General features: G+C 59.4%; 20 protein-coding genes and 1 riboswitch. Of the genes, 7 read left to right on the forward strand and 13 right to left on the reverse strand.

Going from position 1 to position 20,779, the window contains the following annotated elements; translation table 11 throughout:
• Positions 1-9: 9 nt before the first annotated feature.
• Positions 10-1,863 (forward strand): DUF2357 domain-containing protein, encoded by a 1,854-nt coding sequence (locus ACA067_RS23760; protein ID WP_497458759.1) that lies wholly within the window; start codon positions 10-12, stop codon positions 1,861-1,863.
• 152 nt (positions 1,864-2,015) lie between these two features.
• On the opposite strand, the gene ACA067_RS23765 is transcribed toward ACA067_RS23760, so the two are convergent.
• Genes ACA067_RS23765 through cobO form a run of 6 tightly spaced genes read right to left on the reverse strand, consistent with a single transcriptional unit; the run spans position 2,016 to position 8,009 of the window.
• Positions 2,016-3,467: a cobyric acid synthase gene (locus ACA067_RS23765; RefSeq protein ID WP_497458760.1), complete on the reverse strand. Its 1,452-nt coding sequence runs from the start codon at positions 3,465-3,467 to the stop codon at positions 2,016-2,018.
• Positions 3,464-4,456, reverse strand: coding sequence for a threonine-phosphate decarboxylase CobD (gene cobD / locus ACA067_RS23770; RefSeq protein ID WP_497458761.1), 993 nt, complete (start codon positions 4,454-4,456; stop codon positions 3,464-3,466). The genes ACA067_RS23765 and cobD overlap by 4 nt, the downstream gene beginning before the upstream one ends.
• Positions 4,449-5,357: an adenosylcobinamide-phosphate synthase CbiB gene (gene cbiB / locus ACA067_RS23775; protein WP_497458762.1), complete on the reverse strand. Its 909-nt coding sequence runs from the start codon at positions 5,355-5,357 to the stop codon at positions 4,449-4,451. The genes cobD and cbiB overlap by 8 nt, the downstream gene beginning before the upstream one ends.
• Entirely contained in the window at positions 5,354-6,004 is a 651-nt protein-coding gene (gene bluB, locus ACA067_RS23780) for a 5,6-dimethylbenzimidazole synthase (RefSeq protein ID WP_497458763.1), read from the reverse strand. Before bluB ends, cbiB begins: the two co-directional genes overlap by 4 nt.
• A complete protein-coding gene (locus ACA067_RS23785) occupies positions 6,001-7,401 on the reverse strand; it encodes a cobyrinic acid a,c-diamide synthase CobB (RefSeq protein WP_497458764.1) in 1,401 nt (466 codons plus the stop codon). The genes bluB and ACA067_RS23785 overlap by 4 nt, the downstream gene beginning before the upstream one ends.
• Positions 7,398-8,009: a cob(I)yrinic acid a,c-diamide adenosyltransferase gene (gene cobO, locus ACA067_RS23790; protein WP_064679011.1), complete on the reverse strand. Its 612-nt coding sequence runs from the start codon at positions 8,007-8,009 to the stop codon at positions 7,398-7,400. Before cobO ends, ACA067_RS23785 begins: the two co-directional genes overlap by 4 nt.
• Positions 8,010-8,090: 81 nt before the next feature.
• Positions 8,091-8,324: riboswitch (cobalamin riboswitch) on the reverse strand.
• A gap of 116 nt (positions 8,325-8,440) precedes the next feature.
• On the opposite strand from cobO, the gene ACA067_RS23795 reads away from it, so the two are divergent.
• The gene (locus tag ACA067_RS23795; RefSeq protein WP_497458765.1) at positions 8,441-9,754 is read left to right on the forward strand and encodes a PQQ-dependent sugar dehydrogenase; all 1,314 of its coding nucleotides are present in this window, start codon (positions 8,441-8,443) and stop codon (positions 9,752-9,754) included.
• A 114-nt stretch (positions 9,755-9,868) separates the two neighbouring features.
• Here the strand turns inward: ACA067_RS23795 and ACA067_RS23800 are convergent, their stop codons facing one another.
• The 6 genes from ACA067_RS23800 to ACA067_RS23825 form a co-directional block, all read right to left on the reverse strand.
• Complete coding sequence (locus ACA067_RS23800) at positions 9,869-10,522, reverse strand: O-methyltransferase (RefSeq protein ID WP_497458766.1); 654 nt, start codon at positions 10,520-10,522, stop codon at positions 9,869-9,871.
• 16 nt (positions 10,523-10,538) lie between these two features.
• Complete coding sequence (locus tag ACA067_RS23805) at positions 10,539-11,078, reverse strand: C40 family peptidase (RefSeq protein WP_497458767.1); 540 nt, start codon at positions 11,076-11,078, stop codon at positions 10,539-10,541.
• Between the two features lie 165 nt (positions 11,079-11,243).
• Positions 11,244-11,894, reverse strand: a complete 651-nt coding sequence (locus ACA067_RS23810) for a C40 family peptidase (RefSeq protein ID WP_497458768.1) — start codon at positions 11,892-11,894, stop codon at positions 11,244-11,246.
• A gap of 215 nt (positions 11,895-12,109) precedes the next feature.
• The gene (gene hda, locus ACA067_RS23815) at positions 12,110-12,814 is read right to left on the reverse strand and encodes a DnaA regulatory inactivator Hda (protein ID WP_008033543.1); all 705 of its coding nucleotides are present in this window, start codon (positions 12,812-12,814) and stop codon (positions 12,110-12,112) included.
• Positions 12,815-13,044: 230 nt separating this feature from the next.
• The gene (locus ACA067_RS23820) at positions 13,045-14,118 is read right to left on the reverse strand and encodes an AI-2E family transporter (protein ID WP_497458769.1); all 1,074 of its coding nucleotides are present in this window, start codon (positions 14,116-14,118) and stop codon (positions 13,045-13,047) included.
• Between the two features lie 35 nt (positions 14,119-14,153).
• Positions 14,154-15,212 carry a DUF2066 domain-containing protein gene (locus ACA067_RS23825; RefSeq protein WP_497458770.1) on the reverse strand — a complete coding sequence of 353 codons (1,059 nt, stop codon included), beginning with the start codon at positions 15,210-15,212 and terminating at the stop codon, positions 14,154-14,156.
• A 381-nt stretch (positions 15,213-15,593) separates the two neighbouring features.
• On the opposite strand from ACA067_RS23825, the gene purM reads away from it, so the two are divergent.
• Genes purM through ACA067_RS23840 form a run of 3 tightly spaced genes read left to right on the forward strand, consistent with a single transcriptional unit; the run spans position 15,594 to position 18,036 of the window.
• On the forward strand, positions 15,594-16,652 hold the full coding sequence (gene purM, locus ACA067_RS23830) for a phosphoribosylformylglycinamidine cyclo-ligase (protein ID WP_008148639.1): 1,059 nt from the start codon (positions 15,594-15,596) through the stop codon (positions 16,650-16,652).
• A gap of 11 nt (positions 16,653-16,663) precedes the next feature.
• On the forward strand, positions 16,664-17,314 hold the full coding sequence (purN, locus tag ACA067_RS23835) for a phosphoribosylglycinamide formyltransferase (RefSeq protein WP_497458771.1): 651 nt from the start codon (positions 16,664-16,666) through the stop codon (positions 17,312-17,314).
• An 8-nt stretch (positions 17,315-17,322) separates the two neighbouring features.
• Positions 17,323-18,036 (forward strand): DUF3108 domain-containing protein, encoded by a 714-nt coding sequence (locus tag ACA067_RS23840; protein WP_497458772.1) that lies wholly within the window; start codon positions 17,323-17,325, stop codon positions 18,034-18,036.
• 141 nt (positions 18,037-18,177) lie between these two features.
• On the opposite strand, the gene ACA067_RS23845 is transcribed toward ACA067_RS23840, so the two are convergent.
• The gene (locus tag ACA067_RS23845; protein WP_497458773.1) at positions 18,178-19,236 is read right to left on the reverse strand and encodes an amidohydrolase family protein; all 1,059 of its coding nucleotides are present in this window, start codon (positions 19,234-19,236) and stop codon (positions 18,178-18,180) included.
• 95 nt (positions 19,237-19,331) lie between these two features.
• On the opposite strand from ACA067_RS23845, the gene ACA067_RS23850 reads away from it, so the two are divergent.
• Positions 19,332-19,748: an OsmC family protein gene (locus ACA067_RS23850; protein WP_497458774.1), complete on the forward strand. Its 417-nt coding sequence runs from the start codon at positions 19,332-19,334 to the stop codon at positions 19,746-19,748.
• A 61-nt stretch (positions 19,749-19,809) separates the two neighbouring features.
• Positions 19,810-20,697, forward strand: a complete 888-nt coding sequence (locus ACA067_RS23855; RefSeq protein ID WP_497458775.1) for a pirin family protein — start codon at positions 19,810-19,812, stop codon at positions 20,695-20,697.
• Positions 20,698-20,779 lie beyond the last annotated feature (82 nt).

Below are 20,779 nucleotides of genomic sequence, written 5' to 3' on the forward strand. Positions count from 1 at the left end.
CACATAGATATGTTTGAAGTTGAAATTATAAGTGGACGACGACGGGGGGAGAAGCTGGCTTTACTCAGCAGCACTCACGAAGCAGAAACTCCAATAATTTTTCAGGAGGATGAGGTATTAGTATTCAGAACGAAAATTGACCAGGACGTCCCAAATCTGACCCTTGTTCTTCATGAAAATGAAGTCCCCTACAGCACTCGCGTTGAGCATGTTGATGGCTGGCTATACGAGTGGCACCCTAAGGAAGTCTATAGAGGACGTAAAGAGGCTTTTTTCCATAACTACTATGGCCTGGCTGAGTTATCTCTAGCCGCGAAGAAAATTGATGACTCAACACAATTTTCTTTTGTTTTACATATGCAACCTATAGAGGTGCTCGCAAAAAAAATTAACGCGGAAAGAGTTTCAGAAATGCTAAAGTTTTTGTCCCGACAAGATGGCAAAGATTTGGCGAGCGCCATTAGAATCACCCGACTACGAGCAGGACTCAAGGAAGGGGGTCGTACCGAGCAATTTTTGCTAGACCGCATTCAAAACAATATAATTTTCCTCAAGAAAATTTTACCTGATATTGTTATGCGGCCTATCACAAAACTTCGGCAGACAGAGCGCTTAGTAACCCCAAACGAAGAAACCCTTATAGATGAATCTTCTTTACATTGGATTAGTGAAAACCCAGATTATCTATATGAAATCGACTCGCACGAAAACACACTGCTTATTTATGAAGATGAACGATACGGATCGAAAAAAATAGTAGAAACACACGTAATTGAAAGCTCTGACTTGTATGAGAACCACGTCATTCATGGCTTTATCGCATCGCTAATGATCGCGATCAATAAAATACGTGAAAAACTAGCTAGCAATAATACTAAACAATCGTCATCAACCAGTCATTTCGAGGGTTATGTATCCTTCTTTACTCAGATACAAAAATTTTCGGATGTAATAAATGCCAATAAAATCGCAAAGTGTGATCAAATCATCAGCGATCTGCGAGGCTTGAGGAACTGGCTTGAAAAGAAAACCCCAGTAAGCAAGATCGAAACAGGCCTACCCTACTTCACCCAGAAAGCCAAACAAAACTTCCTTTACCACCAAGTATTCAGCAGAGTTATCACATGGCATCGATATGGCACTCCTGATTGGGGGGTTCAGGATGAACTTAACTCAATCAAGGATATTCCCCGCTTGTTTGAGTATTACGTGCTTTGCGTGATCAAAAATCATTTGGATGGCATGAGCGTAAATGGTGTTGAAATGATGAAGGCAGCCAATGATGGTAGCCAAGATCTATTTGAGTACAAAGCAGGGCAGAGCAGCATTCGTCTGATGTATGAACCAGAAATTTGGACAGCAGGTCATGCAAGGTCTGCCCAGCAGAATCTTGTAAATACTGAAGGCTGGAGCAAGTCGTATACTTCTAACGTTTGGGATAGTCAACAACAAAGCAAAAGCTCACTAAAAACACGATCCAATAGAGGAGCATATTCTCAGAGACGACCTGACTTCTTGATAGAGGTATCCCGTGCAGGGAGCGAGTCTCACTACATCATTATAGATGCAAAGTATACTGACTCTGAAAAGGCATTTATTTCGTACCTGCCCGAACTGACGATGAAGTACATTCATGGCATCCATCAGCAGGGGACCGGTAAAAATCAGTCCAAGGCATTAATGATAGTAAATCCATCCAGCAATGCCTGCACCCGTCACTTCCATAGTGATGAATACAGCATTTACGGAAGCGCTCCTGTAACCCCAGCTCTGATGGTTACATCTATCGATGTCGCGCAAGCTCATCAGAATAGCTCAAACATAAAATGCGATCTCGACAGACTGCTTAGCCTATCCATTTAATACAGTCACTCTCACTTGGAAGAAATAATTTCTGGGTGAGAGTATTGATTTTCACGAAAACTATTAGCCGTCAAAAAAAAACACCTAACATTAGAAAATTGACTTCAACACCCAGCCCAGAATCTGCGACACCTTGTCAGAGCACATCAGTCCTAGAACCCACAAAGTTCACGCAACAGCCGGGTATCCAGATGCTTCTCCACCAAATCCGCCAACCGCTCGATATCCCGCTCACGCAACCCGTGATAGTCCACTTCCTGCACTTGCTGCAAACCCGCCCAACGCAACAACGCACTGCACGCCGCCGGCGATTCGAACAGGCCATGCAGATAGGTGCCGAAAATCTGCCCATCAACACTTTGCGCACCGTCGCAGCGACCATCGTCCAGCTGCACAGCGGCGTTTTCCAGCGCCGGTCCGGTGGTCACCCCGGCATGGATTTCATAACCAGTGACCGGCGCATCTTCCAGCGCCAGACGCCCGCGGACATTGCGCAGCTGCTTCTCTTGTTCCAGTTGGGTTTCGAACGCCAGCCAACCCAAACCGGCGCTCGACCCGGGCGCACCTTCGAGGCCCAGCGGGTCATGCACCTGCTCGCCGAGCATCTGCAGGCCACCACAGATGCCCAGCACTTTACCGCCATAACGCAGATGACGACTGATGGCGGTGTCCCAGCCATTGTCCCGCAGATACGCGAGATCGCTGCGCACGCTTTTCGAACCGGGAAGAATGATCAGGTCGGCGGGCGGGATAGCCTGGCCGGGGCCGATGAATTGCAGGTCCACTTGCGGGTGCAGACGCAGCGGATCGAAATCGGTGTGATTGCTGATCCGCGGCAGCACCGGCACCAGCACTTTGAGCACCTGGTCCGCCTTGTCGGTCTGGCGCTGATCGATACCGTCCTCGGCTTCCAGGTGCAGGTCCATCACATAGGGCAAGACGCCGATCACCGGTTTGCCGGTGCGCGCCTCCAGCCAATCCAGCCCCGGCTGCAGTAACGCGATGTCGCCGCGAAAACGGTTGATGATGAAACCTTTGACCCGTGCCTGTTCACTCGGCGACAGCAACTCCAGCGTGCCCACCAGATGGGCAAAAACCCCGCCGCGGTTGATGTCGGCAATCAGCACCACCGGGCAGTCCACCGCCTCGGCGAACCCCATGTTGGCGATGTCGCCGGCACGCAGGTTGATCTCGGCCGGCGAACCGGCGCCTTCGACCATGACCACCGGATAAGCCGCACTCAGCCGTGCATGGGACGCCAGCACCGCTTGCATGGCGATGGCTTTGTAGTCGTGATAGGCAACCGCATTCATGGTCGTGACGGCGCGACCATGAATGATCACCTGGGCGCCGGTATCGCTGTTGGGTTTGAGCAGCACCGGGTTCATGTCGGTGTGCGGTTCAAGGTTGGCCGCCTGGGCCTGCACCGCTTGCGCGCGACCGATTTCGCCGCCATCGGCAGTCACGGCGCTGTTGAGCGCCATGTTCTGCGGCTTGAACGGCACGACGCTGACGCCCTGGCGGGTGACCCAGCGACAGAGCGCCGTCACCAGCGTGCTTTTACCGGCGTCCGATGTAGTGCCTTGCACCATCAACGTAGTCATTGGCTTTCCTTGGCATAGGCGTCGAACGCTTGCGCGAGACGTGTCCAGTCGGCCTCATCGGCGGGCAAGCCGAATCGCAGGCTGCTGTTGTGGGTGAATAACCGCAGCAGGATGCCGCGCCGGGCCATGAACTCATGCAGTGCTTCGGCACGCTCGGTGATCAGCCATTGAAACAGCGCGCAACCGCCCTGGGGTGCGAAACCGTACTGTGCCAGCAGCCGCGCCAGGCGCTCGCTGGCCGCTTCGGTGCGCTGCCGTTGGCGAGCGTGGCCTTCGGTGTCCAGCAGGCAGGCCTGCCCCACTATCCGGGTCGGTCCGCTGACCGCCCACGGCCCCACCTGTTCGGCCAGCAATTTGAGCAGCCTGCGCTCGGCCAGCACGAACCCCAGGCGCACGCCGGCCAGACCAAAAAACTTGCCGAAGGAACGCAGCACGATCAACCCGACCTGATGGGCAAAAGGCGCCAGGCTCAGCTGCGGCGTGTTGTCCATGAACGCTTCGTCCACCACCAGCCAGCCACCGCGCTGGGCCAGTTTCGAATGCCAGTCGAGCAGGCGACTGGGGGTCAGGCTCAGGCCCGTGGGATTGTTCGGGTTGACCACCACAAGCACGTCGAGGCTGTCGAGGAAGAAGTCGACTTCCTGCTCCAGCACTTCACGCACGATATAGCCGCTGCGGCGCCACGCTTCGGCGTGCTCGGCGTAACAGGGCGAGAGCACGCCGACCTTGCCGATGCGACGCAAACGCGGCAACAGCTGGATCGCCATTTGCGAACCGGCCACCGGCAGCACTTGTGCGGCGCCGTAGTAGTCGCAGGCCGCCTGCTCCAGACCGTCATCGGTTTCCGGCAACCGCGCCCAGGCGCGCAACGGCACCTGCGCGACCGGAAACGGCCAGGGTGCGAGTCCGCTGGACAGGTCCAGCCAGTCGGCTTCGGCGATGCCGTATTCGAGCGCCGCCTTGCGCAATCGACCTCCGTGCTCAAGCATAGAATTCAGCTCCCACGCAAAGGATCAGCAACCATAACCATACCCCGCGCTTAACCAATTGCCAGCCACGGTCGATGGAGTCGGCATCCGCCGGCGGGCCTTCACCCAGTGGCGGGCGCTGATGCAGTTCACCGTGATAGATCGCCGCCCCGCCCAACTCGACGCCGAGCGCGCCAGCCCCGGCGGCCATCACCGGCCCGGCATTCGGGCTGTCCCAGGTCGGCCCCTGGGTGCGCCAGCATCTCAACGCCAGGCGGGTCTTGCCGAGCAGCGCGTAGGTCAACGCCACCAGGCGTGCGGGAATGTAGTTGAGCACGTCGTCGATCTTGGCCGCGGCCCAGCCGAAACGTTCGAAGCGGTCGTTACGGTAACCCCACATCGCATCGAGGGTGTTGCTCAGACGATAGAGCACCACACCGGGCGCCCCCGCCACGGCGAACCAGAACAGCGCGGCAAATACCGCGTCGCTGCCGTTCTCCAGCACCGATTCGGTGGCAGCGCGGGCGACTTCGGTTTTATCCAGTTCGCTGGTCTGGCGGCTGACCAGATAACCCACGCGTTTGCGTGCTTCTTCAATATCATCGCTGCGCAAGGCCTTGGCCACTGGCTCGACATGTTCACCGAGGCTGCGCATGCCGAGGGCACAATAGAGCGCGAGGATTTCGACGATCCAGCCGACATAAGGCGCCCAGGATAAAGCCGTGGCCAGTAAGGTCAGCGGCACGACCGCGATGACCCAGGCGGTGACGCCGTGACTGCGCCAGCCGCGACCTTCGCTGTTGAAACGTTGCTCGATCCGGTCGGCAAAACGGCCGAACGCCACCAGCGGATGCCAGCGTCTGGGTTCACCGAGCAGCGCATCCAGCGCCACCGCGGCGACACTCAATAACGCCACACTCATTGATTCACTCCCCAATAGTTTTCATACAGCAATTCGCCGAGCGGACGCGTCTGCGCCCAGCCTTCGAGCGCCAGCATCGGTGCCGGATAGAATTCCTTTACCGGGCCCAGGCAAAGCACGGCCAACGGCTTGGCGCCACCGGGCATTTGCAGCAAGTCGGCCAGGGCTTGCGGCTCGAACAAGGAGACCCAGCCCATGCCCAGTCCTTCGGCACGGGACGCCAGCCACAGGTTCTGGATCGCGCAGGACAAGGAGGCCATGTCCATTTCCGGCAAGGTGCGGCGGCCGAAGATGTGGCGCTCGCGATCGTCCATCAGCGCGGCGACCAGCACTTCAGCGCAGTCGTTGATGCCTTCGACCTTGAGCTTCATGAATTCGTCGCTGCGCTCGCCGAGGGCTTCGGCGGTGCGGATGCGTTCTTCTTCCACCAGTTGTTGGATTTTGCCGCGCAAGGCGCGGTCGCTGATGCGGATGAAGCGCCAGGGCTGCATCAGGCCCACGCTCGGGGCCTGGTGGGCGGCTTCGAGCAGGCGTCGAAGTAAGTCGGGCGCGACGGTGCCACCGCTGAAGTGGCGCATGTCGCGGCGTTCGGCGATCGCACGGTAAACCGCTTCGCGTTCGGCCTGGCTGAATGCGTTGTCAGTCATGGCCTCTTCGCGAGCAAGCTCGCTCCCACAGTGGACCGCGTTTCTTCAGGCAACACACTTTCTAATGTGGGAGCGAGCTTGCTCGCGATGGCGGCTTCAAGGTCAGGCGCGAACAATGCGGCAATCGCCGATGGATTGGACGGAAAATAAAAATGCACATAAGAGGCCGTCATCCGCCCCTCACGATAAACCGCCTCCGCCCCACGCCCGCCATTCGGGCTCAACCCACGAGCAATCGGCTCAAGCCCGGTGCTGGTCAGCGAATGATGATAAGTATGCCCACGCAACAAACCTTCCGGCAGCTCAACCGCCTGCAGGGCCAACGCCGCCAGACGCTTTTGCATCACCGCATCTCCGGCCAGCAAGCCGACCAGTTCAGCACGAGTGCCCTCGACATCGGTCAACGAATCCAGCAGATAAAGCATGCCACCACACTCGGCCAACAACGGTTTGCCCGCGGCATGGTGAGCGCGAATCGCGTCGAGCATCGATGTGTTCTGTGACAGTGCCACATGGTGCAATTCCGGATAACCGCCCGGCAGGTAGAGACTGTCTGCCTCCGGCAATCCGGTATCACGGATCGGCGAGAAAAACAGCAACTCGGCGCCCATGGCTCGCAGCAGATCCAGGCTCGCGCCGTAGGTGAAGGCAAAGGCTTCGTCACGGGCCACGGCAATCCGCACGCCGGCCAACAAAGGCTCGGCAGCGATCACATCGGGGGCGGCGAATTCCACTGCCGGCGGCAACGCCACCTCGCAACTGCTGGCCAGGGCATCGGCCGCTGCGTCGAGGCGCAGATCAAGATCGTTCAACTCGCTGGCCTGAACCAGCCCCAAGTGCCGGCTCGGCAGTTCGATCCCGGTCTCCCGGGACAAGGCGCCATACCAGCGCAAGCCTTCAGTCAGGCTGCCTTCGAGCAACTGCGCATGGCGCAACGTGCCCACGCGATTGGCCAACACACCGGCAAACGGCAAGTCCGGCTGATAGCGCGCCAGCCCCAGGGCCAGTGCACCAAAGGTCTGGGCCATCGCGGTACCATCGATCACTCCGAGCACCGGCACACCGAAGTGCCGCGCCAGATCGGCGCTGGACGGCGTACCGTCGAACAGCCCCATCACGCCCTCGATCAGGATCAGGTCGGCAACAGCTGCGGCTTCCCACAACAGTCGACGACTTTCCTGCTCGCCGACCATCCACATGTCCAGTTGATACACCGGCGCACCGCTGGCGCGCTCGAGAATCATCGGGTCGAGGAAGTCCGGGCCGCACTTGAAGACCCGCACCTTGCGCCCCTGATTGCGGTGCAAGCGGGCCAGCGCGGCGGTGACGGTGGTCTTGCCCTGACCGGAGGCCGGCGCGGCGATCAATACCGCCGGGCAATGACGTGGTTGACTCACAATTCGACGCCTTTTTGCGCTTTGATACCGGCCTGGAACGCGTGCTTGATCACGCCCATTTCCGTGACGGTGTCGGCCAGCTCGATCATTTCCGGTTTGGCACCGCGACCGGTGACCACCACATGCTGCATCGGCGGACGCGCCTGCAAATCACTGAGCACCTGATCGAGGTCGAGATAACCGTGCTTGAGGGCGATGTTCAACTCATCGAGCACCACCAGACCGATGGACGGATCGCTCAGCAGTTCGCGGGACACTGCCCATGCGGCTTCGGCGGCAGCGATATCACGCTGGCGATCCTGGGTTTCCCAGGTGAAGCCCTCGCCCATCACATGAAACCGCACCTGCTCTGGAAAACGGCGGAAGAACAGTTCTTCGCCGGTACTGTTGCGGCCCTTGATGAACTGCACCACGCCACACTGCATGCCATGGCCCAGGGATCGGGCGAGCATGCCAAAGGCCGAGCTGCTCTTGCCTTTGCCGTTGCCGGTCAGCACCAGCAGCAGGCCGCATTCGTTCGGGGAATTGGCAATGCGTTCATCGATCACGGCTTTTTTGCGCAGCATGCGCGCCAGGTGACGTTCATCACGATCGGGGGTATCAGTCATGGGGGAGCTCTCCGTTGAGGCTGGATAACGGCGGGCAGGCACAAGAATAGACGGCAAAAAGCCTGGCATCGCCCACCGTGATGCCGCTGGATGGATCAGGCCGGTCTCCGGGCTCATGAGCGGCGCTGGCCTGACTGCGCGCCTTCCCATGTCGGCTTTCGACACAGTGGCTCAAGGCGCAGTCTTCACTCATTTACCGTTGCGGGGGCAGCGTCGGGATCATGACTCTTCATCGTTCGAAGACAGTCACTCACCGACTTCCCTGTTTCACTCTGTCGGCCATGGCCACAGAGCACCTGAAACAAGCCGCGAAGGTTAGAGGGTTGGGGGTGGAGCGTCAATTGAGAAAGAGGCTCGCGACTGACCGGTTGAACCATCGCACCTCCCGGCTTCTCTATGATTGTATCAACGCGTCCATAGGGAAGATCAGCATGCGCAAGCCCCAGCTCGTTCTCGTCATCGCGCTCGCCGGAGGGCTCGCCGCCTGTGGTGAAACCTCCAGCCTGCAAGTCATGGACGGCACCGGTCCGTCGCCCAAGCTGCCAGAACCGAACAAGACCCTGATCCCGACGGTGAACATCGCCCCGGCGATCGGCTGGCCGGACGGCGCAAAACCCGTCGCGGCGACGGGAACTCAGGTCGCCGCCTTTGCCGAAGGCCTCGATCACCCGCGCTGGCTCTACGTGTTGCCCAACGGCGACGTGCTGGTCGCCGAGACCAATGCGCCACCCAAGCCCGATGATGGCAAAGGCGTTAAAGGCTGGGTCATGAAGCAAGTCATGGGTCGTGCCGGTGCTGCCATACCGAGCCCGAACCGCATCACGCTGCTGCGGGACAAGGACCACGACGGCATTGCCGAAACCCGTACGGTGTTCCTGGAAAACCTCAATTCGCCGTTCGGCATGACCCTGGTCGGAACTGACCTGTACGTTGCCGATACGGACCGCTTGCTGCGTTTCCACTATGAAGATGGCGATACGGCGATCAAGTCGCAGCCAATCAAAGTGGTCGATCTGCCGGGCGGCACGCTCAATCATCACTGGACCAAGAACGTCATCGCCAGCAAGGATGGGAGCAAGCTGTACGTGACGGTGGGTTCCAACAGCAATGTCGCCGAAAACGGCATGGACCAGGAAGAAGGTCGCGCGGCGATCTGGGAAGTGGATCGCGCCACCGGCAACCATCGGATCTTCGCTTCGGGGATCCGCAATCCCAACGGCCTCGCCTGGGAACCCCAGAGCGGTGCGCTGTGGACAGCCGTCAATGAGCGTGACGAAATCGGCAGCGACCTGGTACCGGACTACATCACTTCGGTGAAGGACGGCGGGTTCTACGGCTGGCCTTACAGCTATTACGGACAACATGTCGATGCACGCGTGACCCCGCAGAATCCGGACCTGGTGGCCAAGGCCATTGCGCCGGACTACGCCGTCGGCCCGCACACGGCATCGCTGGGCCTGACCTTTGCTGAAGGCAACACTCTGCCGACGCAGTTCAAGGAGGGCGCATTCATCGGCCAGCATGGCTCGTGGAACCGCGATCCGCACAGTGGTTACAAGGTGATCTTCGTACCATTCAGCGCGGGAAAACCGGTCGGACAGCCGGTTGATGTGCTCACCGGATTCCTCACCGACGACGAAAAAGCCATGGGCCGCCCGGTAGGGGTGGTGATTGATCGGCAGGGAGGATTGCTGGTGGCTGATGATGTGGGGAACAAGGTGTGGCGGGTGTCGACAGCGCGATAGCTGTACACATGACCTGTGGGAGCGGGCTTGCCCGCGATGAGGCCGGCACATTCAACATTGATGCTGTCTGACCCACCGCAATCGCGGGCAAGCCCGCTCCCACAGGGATCGCGTTTAACGTTTACGACAGAGCGTCAACCCATCCCCCAACGGCAACAACGACAGATCCACCCGCAAGTCATCCTTCAAGGCCAGATTGAGCGCCTGGATGGCCCGGGTGTCTGCGCTTTCAGGATTCTCCTCAAGCACCCGCCCACTCCACAATGTGTTATCGAACACCGCCAGGCCACCGACCCGCAGCAAACGCAACGCATGCTCCAGATAGCTCGGATAATTGGCCTTGTCGGCATCGATGAAGATCAGGTCGAACTGTCCCGGGCAATCCAGTTCGGCCAGGGTTTCCAGCGCAGGCGCCAACCGCAGATCAATCCTTTGCGCCAGACCCGCTTCCTGCCAGTAACGGCGCGCGGTAGCGTTGTAGTCGCCGGGAATGTCGCAGCAGATCAGCGAACCCTCATCCGGCAACGCCGCTGCCATGCACAAGGCGCTGTAACCGGTGAAGGTACCCACTTCCAGTACACGCCTGGCGCCGGTGAGTTTCACCAGCAACGCGAGGAACTGCCCCTGCTCCGGCGCCACCTGCCAACGCGCCATGGGCAGCGCCTGGGTTTCATCGCGCAAGCGCTTGAGCAGCGGCGTCTCCCTGAGGGAGACGTCGAGCAGGTATTGATACAGGGCATCATCGAGATTGAGCGTGCGAGCGGTCATGACCAGACTCTGCAATCTATGGGTTATGGGCCAGATGCTCTGGTTGTAGCACACGCTTGGCGCTCAGGTAGGCTCTCTGCCAATAAGCCTTGGACAAGCTGTCGAGCTTCACCGTACCGCCAGTGGCCGGGGCATGGACGAAGCGACCTTCGCCGACATAGATCCCGGCGTGGCTGACCTGGGAGCCGCCATTGGTGGCGAAAAAAAGCAGGTCGCCGGTTTGCAGGCCTTCCTTGCCGACACTGGCCGCTTGCATGCCGATCATCTCGCGAGTCGTGCGCGGCAAGGAAATACCGGCAACATCGCGGTAGACGTAACCGATCAGCCCGCTGCAATCAAAGCCCGAATCTGGCGTGTTGCCGCCCCACCGATACGGCGTGCCGACGAGGCCGAGCGCACGAAACAGTACGTCTTCGGCGGCGGGAGAAAAGGCTTGGGAGGGACCGAAAATCAGCGGCGCGCGAATCACCGGCGCCGGTGGCGGCGGTGTGCGGCTGGCGCAGGCACTGAGCAGCGCTGCGAAGCACAGGATTGCGAGGCGGGCCGACATCGTCATAGGCAGAACATCCTGATCTGGCTGCGGCTTTTTCCACCGACAGGGCAGAAAAGAAAACCGCCTGCGCAGGACGCAGGCGGTTTGCCATCAATATTAGATCAGGATTTTAGCTGCTGCGTGGCAAACTTCAAGTAAGACTTTAAGTTCACCCTACAAAATGTCCGCTTACTTGCGTGCCGTGACGATCGCCGGGCCTGTCGTTGGCGCCATCGCGAGTGCGCGCTTGGCTTCGATGAAGGTCTTGCTCCAGTAGCTGTCGCCCAGACTGTCGATCCGGACACCCCCGCTGCGGCGGCTGCTGGAATGGATGAACTGGTTGTCGCCCAGGTAGATCCCGGCGTGACTGACGCGCCCACGACGGCCGTTAGTGGCGAAGAACAACAAGTCACCGGGTTTCAGATCGCTGCGAGTGACCAGCGGGGCGTCGACGTTGATCATTTCGCGGGTGGAGCGCGGCAGGTTCATACCGGCCTCTTCACGAAACAGATAACCGATAAAACCGCTGCAATCGAAGCCGGCTTCGGAGGTGCCACCGAAACGGTAACGGGTACCGATCAGGGCCATGCCGCGTTCGAGGATGCTGTCGGCCAGAACCGGAAGCTGGTACGACTTGCCATTGGCGAAGCTGGCCAGTTCTTTATCGGTGGCCGCCTCTTGCTCAATCGCTTCCTGCAGAAGAACGGAAGTCGATTGGGCGGTAACTGAATTGATAACCTGCTGTTTTTGCTCTTGCTGGGGCACTGGAGAATGAGCAGCGCAACCGAACAACAGGGTGACGAGTGCGAGAGGCACGAGGGGTGCGAAGCGCATTAGCATGGGCACGACCGTGGCTGATAGTTATAAAAGAAGCCGCGACTATGCCCGCAATCATGCTCATTTGCAAATTCAATCGACCTTGATGTGACTTTCCTGCTTCTCGATTACATCTAAGCGCTTAAGCCCCATTTAGTCGTTGCGCAGCCTGCTGACCTGTAGGAATGCAGATTTTCTGACGTCTGAAAACTGCCGAAACCTGCGTCAGGCATGGCCTTTTACCAGCCCAACGTTTCTTTGAGGAACGGGATCGTCAACTTGCGCTGGGCTTGAAGAGACGCCTGGTCGAGGCGCTCAAGCAACTCGAAAAGCGCACTCATGCTGCGAGTGCCACGCGTCAGGATGAAATGCCCGACTTCGTCGGTCAGGTGCAAGCCGCGACGAGAAGCGCGCAGTTGCAAGGCGCGCAATTTGTCTTCGTCGGAGAGCGGGCGCATCTGGAAGATCAGGGCCAGGGTGAGGCGGGATTTGAGATCCGCCAGCTTGACCGGCAGCTCACGCGGGGACGTCGAAGCGGCGATCAACAGGCGCCGACCGCTGTCACGCAGACGGTTGAACAGATGGAACAGCGCCTCCTCCCAATCCGCACGCCCGGCAACCGCCTGCAGGTCATCCAGGCAGACCAGTTCGTATTGTTCGAGGTTGTCGAGGATTTCGATGCCACGATCCAGCAGCTCGGCCAACGGCAGATACACCGCCGGTTCCCCCAACTGTTCGAAACGCAGACAGGCCGCCTGCAACAGATGCGTACGCCCTACCCCGTCCTTGCCCCAGAGATAAATCAGGCTTTCGGTCCAGCCGGCGTCGGCTTCGCATAGCCGCTCGACATAGCCGAGTGCAGCGGCATTGGCGCCTGGGTAGTAATTGATAAAGGTAGCGTCATCACGCAGACGCACACCTAGGGGCAGCTGAATCGGTTTCATGCTGACTGAACAGTTCCAGGGGAACCGTTAGTGGCCTCTGTGTAAAGTTTGCGAAGTTTATACCCGTGAAGCTGACCGCACAATGCGACAGACCACAAGCAAAATCAACGGTTTGCGTTAACGCACTGGTTTTATGACAGTTTCTTTGGCGCCAAGGGCGATAGCCATGCAACAGAGGCGGGCCAACCTGGCGATGAACCAGGCCGCCCCCGAGCAACCGTCAACCCACCTCAGAGATCAGGCTCGTCGACGCCACTGTACATATCTGAATCCTTGTACAAATCATGCACATGACGCACCAGGACCATGATCACCGCCGCCACCGGCAATGCCAGAAGCACGCCGGTAAAGCCGAACAGCTCGCCCCCCGCCAGAATCGCGAAGATCACCGCCACCGGATGCAGACCGATCCGGTCCCCCACCAGCAACGGCGTGAGCACCATGCCTTCCAGCGCCTGACCGACCATGAATACTGCGACGATGCCAACCATGGGGTACAGGTCGCCACCGAACTGGAACAGGCCGGCAACCAACGCCGCACCAATCCCGATGACAAAGCCCATGTACGGCACGATCGCGGCCAGACCGGCAATGAGGCCGATCAACAGCCCCAACTCCAGCCCTAACAGCATCAGGCCCGCCGCGTAGATCACGCCCAGCGCCACCATCACCAGCAACTGCCCGCGCACGAATGCACCCAGCACTTCATGGCACTCACCGGCCAGCGTCACCACACGCTCTTCCCGATCACGTGGCAGTAAACCGCGGATCTTGGCCATCATCAGGTCCCAGTCCCGCAACAGGTAGAAAACCACCACCGGGATCAGCACCAGATTGGCCAGCAAAGCAATCAACGCCAGCCCGGAAGCCGTCGCCTGACTCAGCACCACACCGACAATGTCAGTGGTCTGGCCCATGTGTTCGCTGATCGCTGCCTTGAGCTTGTCGAATTTCCAGAAACCGTCCGACAGGCCAAATTTCGATTGCGCCCAGGGCAGTGCGCTGTGCTGCAACCAGTCGAGCATCTGCGGCGTCAGTTCGTACAAGCGAAACAACTGCTTGGCGAGCATCGGCACCAACACCAACAGCAAGGTGGTGAAGATCAAGGTAAACAGCGCAAACACCGCGATCACGCCCCAGGTCCTGGACAAACCGGCTTTCTCCAGCCGATCCACCAGAGGGTCGAACAGATAGGCCAGCAGCAGCGCGACCAGAAATGGCGTGAGGATCGGATGCAACAGCCAGACAAACGCGCAGAGCAGGATCACCCCACCCAACCAGAACCAACGCCGCGTATCGGCCATGAACCACTCCAGCTTCTATATAAGGAAAGAACAACTTACCAGCGGAAACGCAGCTGCGGCGTCGGTTTCGGAGCCGGCGCCACGACAGGTACCGAGCCATCAACCGAGGGCTGGGCAGGGGTCGCGGGGGCTGGCGCCTCACCGGCCGGAACTTCCTGCAACCTGGCCAGGGACAACTGTGCCTTCAACTGTTCGGCGCTGCCATTGACCCGATAGAGAATCCGGTCGCCGTCGACGCTTTGCAGACGCGCACCAAAAGGTTCGAGCAAACGCCCAAGGGCCGCATAGCGCTCCAGGTTCATGCCCTGCACTTCCAGCAATTGTTCACTCGAAGCACCCGGCTTGACCACAAACCGCGGTGCCAGACGCGCACTGACCGCCAACATGACGGCATCGGCCACGGCGGCCTGATCCGCGCCCTGCACACTGCCGGCCTCTTTCTGATCGCCCAGCCACAAGCGCCACTTGGCTTGCCACTGCCCCCCTTCTTCACGGGCATGCACGGCCAGCAAGGCATCGGCGTTGTAACGGGCCGAAGCACCGCGCAACGGCGCCGGATCCGCGCCTTCCAGATTCGGTGCGGTGGCAACGATCTGCTCATTCAAGTCCGCCAGCGGCAAGCGCAGTGGCAAACCACGGTATTGTGCCGCGCGGCGCAAAGGCGTCGCGCTGGCCTGACCATCGCCCACCAGGCTCGAGCCCTCGGCGGCATCGTTCAACCACCAGCCCAGGATCGACGGTCGGTTCGCGCCCCAGAGCGACAATCCGGCACGGCGCAACGCCTGCTCCGTGGTGGCCGGGTCGAAATCGACCTTCAGTACTTCCGGCGGGCCGGCATCAAAACCGAATTGACTGATGATCTGTTGCGGATCCTTGCGCAGCGCCGCCAACCCCGGGCTTTGCGCCGCCTTGGGATCACCGGTCAGACGCAACACCAATGTATTCAGCGCGCGCTGGGTGGCTTGATCGCGCTCCTCGGGCGCCTGACTGCTGACAGGCTCGCGCACCTGATAAAGGCCTTTGACGGTTTCGGCATGACTGGCGAGGCTGACCAACGATAAACCGCCCATAAACAGCAATTTGAAAAAACGCATGGAGAATTCCTGACGACAAGAGCGGCTGGAACAGACCGCATGAAGACAATCGAACAAGGCTGTGACCCTCGCCCGATGCAAAACATTCACACGGCCCGGGTAAGTTTTTCGCACTGCCATAACGATAGACGGTTTATAGCGCTACCTTATACAGCCCTGCGCGATTGCACCAACCCCGGCAATTACAGTTTTTTTCAGCCGATATGCCCCTGCTGTCGGCCTGAGGATGGCCGCTGCCCCTCAAGCCTGATAAAATCGCGCGCCTTCGCAGACCGGCAACAGCCGGGCCCTTGAATTTGCGCTCGGCAATCGCCCTCGCCTGTACAAGTGGTCCCGTTGGACTCGGTCGTTACCCCTGAATCCCCCCTAAAGGCCTGGATCATGAGCAAGCAACCCTCCCTGAGCTACAAGGACGCCGGTGTAGACATCGACGCCGGTGAAGCATTGGTCGAACGCATCAAGAGCGTCGCCAAGCGCACTGCGCGCCCGGAAGTCATGGGCGGCCTGGGCGGTTTCGGCGCCCTCTGCGAAATTCCGGCCGGCTACAAGCAGCCTGTGCTGGTTTCCGGCACCGACGGCGTCGGCACCAAGCTGCGCCTGGCACTGAACCTGAACAAACACGACAGCATCGGCATCGACCTGGTGGCCATGTGCGTGAACGACCTGGTGGTCTGCGGCGCCGAGCCGCTGTTCTTCCTCGACTACTATGCCACCGGCAAACTCAACGTCGAAACCGCGACCCAGGTCGTGACCGGCATCGGCGCTGGCTGTGAATTGTCCGGTTGCTCCCTGGTCGGCGGCGAAACCGCTGAAATGCCTGGCATGTACGAAGGCGAAGACTACGACCTGGCCGGCTTCTGCGTCGGCGTCGTGGAAAAATCCGAAATCATCGACGGTTCCAAAGTCGCTGCCGGCGATGCCCTGCTCGCCCTGCCGTCTTCCGGCCCGCACTCCAACGGCTACTCGCTGATCCGCAAGATCATCGAAGTGTCCGGTGCCGACATCGAAAACATCCAGCTCGACGGCAAGCCGCTGACCGACCTGCTGATGGCCCCGACCCGTATCTACGTGAAGCCGCTGCTCAAGCTGATCAAGGAAACCGGCGCCGTCAAGGCCATGGCCCACATCACCGGTGGTGGCCTGCTGGACAACATCCCGCGCGTTCTGCCAAAAGGCGCTCAAGCGGTGGTTGACGTCGCGAGCTGGACCCGTCCTGCCGTGTTCGACTGGCTGCAAGAAAAAGGCAACGTCGACGAAAACGAAATGCACCGCGTGCTCAACTGCGGCGTCGGCATGGTCATCTGCGTGGCGCAAGAACACGTCGAAACCGCGCTGAACGTCCTGCGTGAAGCCGGCGAGCAGCCTTGGGTCATCGGCCAGATCTCCACCGCTGCCGAAGGCGCGGCTCAGGTCGAACTGAAAAACCTCAAGGCACACTGATGCAAGAGCGGATGTCCCACACCTGTGATGTGGTGGTGCTGTTGTCCGGCACCGGCAGTAACTTGCAGGCCTTGATCGACAGCACGCGGACCGGCGACAGCCCGGCCCGCATCGCTGCGGTGATTTCCAACCGCGCCGACGCCTACGGCCTGCAACGCGCCAGGGACGCGGGTATCGACACCCGCACCCTGGATCACAAGGCTTTCGAAGGCCGCGAGGCCTTCGATGCCGCGCTGATCGAACTGATCGACGCCTTCAATCCCAAACTCGTGGTACTGGCCGGCTTCATGCGCATTCTCAGCGCCGGCTTCGTGCGCCACTACCAGGGTCGCCTGCTCAACATCCATCCCTCGCTGCTACCCAAATACAAAGGGTTACACACTCACCAGCGCGCGCTGGAGGCCGGCGACACCGAGCACGGCTGCTCCGTGCACTTTGTCACCGAGGAACTCGATGGCGGACCGCTGGTCGTACAGGCAGTAATACCGGTAGAGTTGCAGGATTCGCCGCAGAGTCTGGCGCAGCGAGTCCATGGCCAGGAACACCTGATCTACCCGATGGCTGTACGCTGGTTTGCCGAAGGTCGTTTATCACTCGGCGAGCAAGGTGCTTTACTGGATGGGAAGCTACTCGCCGCCAGCGGCCACTTGATTCGAACCTAGGAGATTTTATGCGTCGCGCCCTGCTCTTCGCTTGCGCTCTGCTCGCTCTGCCTTTTGCGCAGGCTGCAGAACTTCAACCTTTCTCCGCCAGCTACACCGCCGACTGGAAACAGCTGCCGATGAGCGGCACCGCCGAGCGCAGCCTGACCAAGCAAGCCAACGGCGCCTGGAAGCTCAGCTTCAAGGCCTCGATGATGATCGCCAGCCTGACCGAAGAAAGCACCCTGACCCTGGACAAGGACACCTTGCTGCCACAGTCCTACCATTTCGAACGTGGCGGCCTGGGCAAAGCCAAGAAGGCTGACCTGGACTTCGACTGGACCAACAAAATGGTCACCGGCACCGATCGCGGCGACCCGGTCAAACTCCCGCTCAACCGCGGCATGGTCGACAAATCCACTTATCAGCTGGCCCTGCAGCATGACGTGGCCGCCGGCAAGAAAAGCATGAGCTATCAGGTCGTCGATAATGGCGAAGTCGACACCTATGACTTCCGCGTGCTGGGTTCGGAAAAAGTCGACACCAAGGCCGGCCAGATCGATGCGATCAAGGTCGAGCGCGTGCGCGATCCGACACAGAGCAAACGCATCACCGTGCTGTGGTTCGCCAAGGACTGGGATTACCTGCTGGTCCGCCTGCAACAGGTCGAGACTGACGGCAAGGAGTACAACATCATGCTCCTGGACGGTACGGTCAACGGCAAGGCTGTCAAAGGCAGCTGATCCGGATCGATACGAAACAAGCCTCGCAATGTGCGGGGCTTTTTTTCGTCTGACGAATAGTCATCTTTGTAACCGTTCCTTGTAGGAGCCGGCTTGCCGGCGAAGGCGCTCTCAAGGACGCCTTCGCCGGCAAGCCGGCTCCTACAGGGAACGGGGCAGGATCGATAGAAAGTTATCCCGCGCGACTTTTCTGGCGACGTTTTCTGGCAATGCTTCGAGAAACGGGTCGAATCCACGCATTTCCTTACCGAGCTTGTTGAAACGTCCCACAACATCAGAGCCGAGCATGAAGCGTTCAGGGAAGCGCTCCACCAGTTTCACCCACTCGCCCCGAGGCTTGCCCTGCTCATCCAGCAGATAAGGCGTCAGCATGCTCCAGGACAGGTCGACGAACAGATTGGGGTAGGCCTCAAGCATGCGCGTCAGGGTCGGCAGCAGAAAATCCAGCTGGGTCTGGTGGCGATGAATCTCGGCGCTGGTACCGGCGTGGGCCCAGATGAACCGGGTGTGCGGATGATTGCGCAGCGGTTCTTCGACTTCCGCCAGGTACAGTGGATTTTTTTCACGCTTGGAGGTGATGTTGGAATGCAGCATGACCGGCAAATCGTTTTCGGCGGCGAGGTGATAGATCCGCGTCATGGCCTCGTTATTGGCCCGTGGCGTGTCGCCGGAGGTCAGCGCAGTCAGGTCGTCATGGCGGGTAAAAACCTCGCCTATGCCTTGCCATAGACCGGGATTGAGATCGAGCATGCGCTGGATATGCGCCACGGAGTTCTTGTCGTTGGGGTTGAAGCCCGACAGGAACGGGTGAAAGTACTGACGCTGCTCGGGGGGCAAGCTGTTCACAGCAGCGGCGACTATGACATCGGTGGCGCTGTACCAGTAGGCATCGGCGTCGTCGCCGGCGTAATAACGTGGACGCTTGGGTTCGTCTTCGTGCCATTTCTTGGCCACCGGAATGCCGGAAATCATCACATGCTCGATGCGATTGTCGGCCATGGCCTTGAGCAATTTCGGCATGCCGGCCGTTTCCTGAAAAAAGTCCACGTAATGCAGGTGCGCGTCGCTGTAGGCATATTCGCGGGCGCTGGCAACGTGGCAGGCAAAGACCAACAGGCAGGCAACGTAGCGAAACAGAGGCACGGGCGATCTCCAGGATGTAGGAACAGCGTAGACCCCACCGTAAGGTCCAGGGTTCATCAGGGCAAGAAAGTGGAACGCGACTTTGTAGGAATGCTCTATAACTTCAAGGCCTTTTTTGACCGAATGACTTTTCCTTGCCTACGAGGTTTCCCATGACTGTTACCGTCAACACCGTTTCCGCCGAAGGTTTTCGTCACAGCGTCCAGATCGATGAGCACGAATTGTTTGCAGATGTCCCCAAGGATGTCGGCGGCGAAGGCACTGCGCCAGAGCCCCATGACTACTTCGATGCCGCCCTCGGTGCCTGCAAGGCCCTGACCCTGAAGATGTACGCCAAGAAGAAGGACATTCCGCTGACCGGAGTCACGGTCGAGGTCAAACGCGATAACAGCGAAGAGCAGAAAGGCAAATATGCCCTGCACGTCAAACTGACCCTCAAAGGTGTGCTCACCGACGCCCAGCGCGACGAGCTGCACCGTGTTGCTGACCGCTGCCCGGTACACAAACTGATGACCAGCACCGACGTCAGTATCGAAACCCATCTGTCCGAAGGTGCGTTCAGCCAATAGCGGCAAGGGCTGCGCAAGCGGGTTATGCTCCATGCGTCACCCGCTCAGCCTGGAATGCACCATGAACACTCCACTCGTGATTCGCCCCCGCGCCGAAGATGTCGAGGGCCAACCGATTCTTCGCCCTTTGCCGTCAGCCAAATGCCGCAGCGTCGGGCCCTTCGTGTTTTTCGACCACATGCTGCAAACCCGTTACCCGGCCGGCCATGGCATGAACATCCGGCAACATCCGCATATTGGCCTGTCCACCCTCACCTACTTGTTCGAAGGGCAAATCCAGCACAAGGACAGCCTTGGCTCCGATCAGGTGGTCGAGGCCGGGGATGTCAGCTGGATGACAGCCGGCAGCGCGATCGCCCATGTGGAGCGCACACCGCAAGCGTTGAAGGACAGCGGGTTCAGCATGCACGGGCTGCAGATCTGGCTGGCGTCGCCCAAGGAACATGAACAAGGCCCGGGGCACTACAGCCACCATCCTGCGGCCACGTTGCCGGTCAGCGATAACCTCGGGGTGAAGATCCGGATGATTGCCGGGTCAGGCTTTTGCCTGGAATCGCCGGTGCCAGTGCTTTCTCCTACGCTGTATGCCGAATTGAACCTGCAAACGGCAACCACTTTGCTCATCCCCACCGAGCATGAAGAGCGGGCGCTGTATGTGTTGAGCGGCGAGGCGCAGCTGGATGGCGAGCTATTGGAACCCCATACGCTGGCGGTGTTGCCTGCCGGGGAAGAGATGACGCTGTTCGCCGAGAGTGACTGTCACGCCGTGCTGTTCGGCGGCGCACCGCTGGACGGGCCGCGGCGGATCAACTGGAATTTTGTGGCGAGTGATCCGGCGGCTATCGAAGAAGCGCGGCGACGCTGGGCGGCTGGGGATTGGCCGACGGTGCCGGGGGAAAGCGAGAGGATCGAGTTGCCAAAACACCTAAGCAAGCCAACTCCCTTGTAATGATCGTTCCCACGCTCCGCGTGGGAATGCAGCCCGTGACGCTCCGCGTCACTGGACGCGGAGCGTCCCTAGAGGCATTCCC

The sequence above is a fragment of the Pseudomonas sp. LBUM1674 genome, from assembly GCF_059695635.1.